The 2,613-nt window shown below is 61.1% G+C and carries 3 protein-coding genes; all 3 read left to right on the top strand.

Features of this window, described 5'->3' with window-relative positions; genetic code table 11:
- A partial coding sequence (locus RTI30_RS13930) for a glycoside hydrolase family 15 protein (protein ID WP_312284103.1) occupies window positions 1–1,590 on the top strand: 1,590 nt, incomplete at its 5' end.
- Window positions 1,577–2,362, top strand: coding sequence for a glucose 1-dehydrogenase (locus RTI30_RS13925; protein ID WP_312284102.1), 786 nt, complete (start codon window positions 1,577–1,579; stop codon window positions 2,360–2,362). The genes RTI30_RS13930 and RTI30_RS13925, both read left to right, overlap by 14 nt.
- 1 nt (window position 2,363) lies before the next feature.
- Window positions 2,364–2,613, top strand: a 250-nt coding sequence (locus tag RTI30_RS13920; protein WP_312284101.1) for an NAD(P)-binding protein, incomplete at its 3' end; no start/stop codon positions are given.

Genomic DNA, 2,613 nt, shown 5'->3' with positions numbered 1-2,613 from the left:
CAATGGCACGACAGCCACAAGAAACCCCGTGGTTTCGGTCGGCAGCTTTCCGAAGACATGCTCGCCCTCTACCAGCGCTCCAAGAATGTACTCAAGGTGCATGCCGACCGTACCTTTCCCGGAGCGCTGGTAGCAAGCCTCTCGGTACCCTGGGGGGAGGCCAGCGATAGTCGTGGCGGCTATCACTTGGTGTGGTCGCGGGACTTGGTAGAAAGTGCTGGCGCGGCATTGGCGGCGGGTATGGTGACCGAGGCCCGCGAGGTGCTCTGCTACCTGATCAGTACCCAGCAGGCGGACGGTCATTGGCTGCAGAATCAATGGTTGGGCGGCAAGCCCTTTTGGCAGGGTATTCAACTCGACGAGGCCGCCTTTCCAGTGCTCTTGGCGGCGCTACTAAAAGATCATCAGTCCCTTGGAGATATTGCCGTGCACGACATGATTCGCCGCGCCCTGGCCTTCATCCTGCGCGAGGGACCGGTAACCGGGCAGGATCGTTGGGAAGAGGATGCTGGCGTCAATCCCTTTACCTTGGCGGTAGCCATCGCTGCCCTGGTGGAGGGCGCAGAATTTCTCGACGGCAAAGCCGCAGATTGTGCGCGCATGGTTGCCGACTACTGGAATGCTCGGCTCGAGGATTGGACCTTTGTACGCAACACCGATTTGGCGCGCACGCACGGGGTGCAAGGCTATTATCTGCGCATCGCCCCTGCCGACATCTTGGTGCAGGATGGCGCCAAGGAGGAGTGGGTGCAGATCAAGAATCGCGCCAACGACCCCCATCTTCCTGCCGAAGAGCAAGTATCCAACGACTTTTTGCAGCTGGTGCGCTATGGCCTGCGCCGTGCCGATGATCCGCATATCGTCGACTCGGTCAAGGTCATGGATGCCCTCTTGCGCAGTGATACGCCCAATGGGCCGGTTTGGCACCGCTACAATGGCGATGGGTACGGCGAGCATGCCGATGGCAGCCCCTTCGACGGCTGCGGCATTGGGCGCGGCTGGCCGCTCTTGGTTGGAGAACGCGGCCACTACGCCCTGGCGGCGGGGGAGGATGCGCTTCCCTACCTGCACGCCATGACCGCCATGACCGGGGTTGGCGGTTTACTACCGGAGCAGGTTTGGGATCGCGATCCCATTCCCGAAAAAGGACTGTTTCCGGGACAGCCCAGCGGCTCGGCGATGCCCCTGGTTTGGGCCCACGGCGAATTCGTCAAGCTTTGTCATAGTCTGGCCGCCAAGGCGCCGGTAGACCGCCCGGCAGCAACCTGGGCACGCTATCAGGGCCAGCGCCCGCAGCTCGACTATCGCCTGTGGCGTCTGCGTCAACGCCCACGCCGTCTGCGCCAAGGGCAAGAATTGCGGGTGCTGTTGCACCGTCCCTTCGTTTTGCACTGGGGCATCAACGACTGGCAACGGGTGCAAGATACCCCGAGCGCGGACTGGGATCTCGGCCACATTGCTATCTTGCCCAGCCAGAAATTTCCGGCTGGAACCCGGTTGCAGTTCACCATCCACTGGCAGGATGACGACTCTTGGCAGGGGGAAAATTTTACCGTGACCATCGAGGAGGAAGAAGATGCTCAACATTGATTTGCAGGGCCGGGTGGCCCTGGTAACCGGGGCGAGTGGCGGTTTGGGCCAAGCCATTGCCACCACACTGGCGGCGGCGGGGGCACGGGTGGCGGTGCATTATGGCAAGGACGAGAAGGGAGCGGCCAAGGTGGTGGAAAGCATCCGCCAGCAGGGCGGTGAGGCGGAGGCCTTCAGCGCCGATGTTGCCGATGTGGATGCCGTTACCCAACTCGTGAACGACGTGTATAAGAAGTTCGGCGCCCTCGATATTCTCATCAACAATGCCGGCATGGATGGGCCGCACCAACTGGTGGGCGCCGACAAGCCCGATGCCTGGCAAAAGGTGATTGCCGTCGACCTTCTCGGTCCGTACTACTGCGCCCGTGCTGCCGTCCCTCTTATGGAGCAGGGCAAGCGGGGGGTAATCATCAACGTAACCTCGGTGCACGAATTCATCCCCTGGGAGGGCTATAGTGCCTACACCAGCGCCAAGGCCGGGCTGTCGATGTTCACCAAGACCCTAGCCCAGGAGACGGCAAACAAGGGAATCCGTGCGGTAGCGGTAGCCCCAGGTGCCATCCAGACCCCCATCAATGCCGATGTTTGGGGAAATCCCGATTCTCTCAAAGATCTCGACAAGAAAATTGCCATGGGGCGTTTGGGTAAGCCCGAAGAACTCGCTCAGGTGGTAGCCTTTCTGGCTAGTGATTTGGCGAGCTATATCACGGGAACTACGGTAGCGGTGGATGGTGGCATGCTCATCTATCCTGACTTTCGCCACGGAGGCTAGCATGGACGCCGACATCCTGATCATCGGCAGCGGTGCCGGGGGCGGGACCCTGGCCCGTGCCCTGGCCGACTCCGGTCTGCGTATTCTGATTTTGGAGCGCGGCGATTTTTTGCCTCGGGAATGGGGCAATTGGGACCCGGATACGGTGTTTCGGGAGCATCGCTACCATACCCGCGAGCAGTGGCGCGATGGCGAGGGGCGGCTTTTTTCGCCGGTAACCGGCTACCATGTGGGGGGCAACACCAAATTTT

Source organism: Candidatus Igneacidithiobacillus taiwanensis, assembly GCF_031962545.1.
GTDB classification, from domain to species: Bacteria; Pseudomonadota; Gammaproteobacteria; order Acidithiobacillales; family Acidithiobacillaceae; genus Igneacidithiobacillus; species Igneacidithiobacillus taiwanensis.
This window is presented reverse-complemented; position numbering and strand designations above follow the sequence as displayed.

Excerpts from the sequence above, each read along its gene's own strand:
- RTI30_RS13925 (WP_312284102.1), top strand. The coding sequence starts at position 1,577 with ATGCTCAACATTGATTTGCAGGGCCGGGTGGCCCTGGTAACCGGGGCG.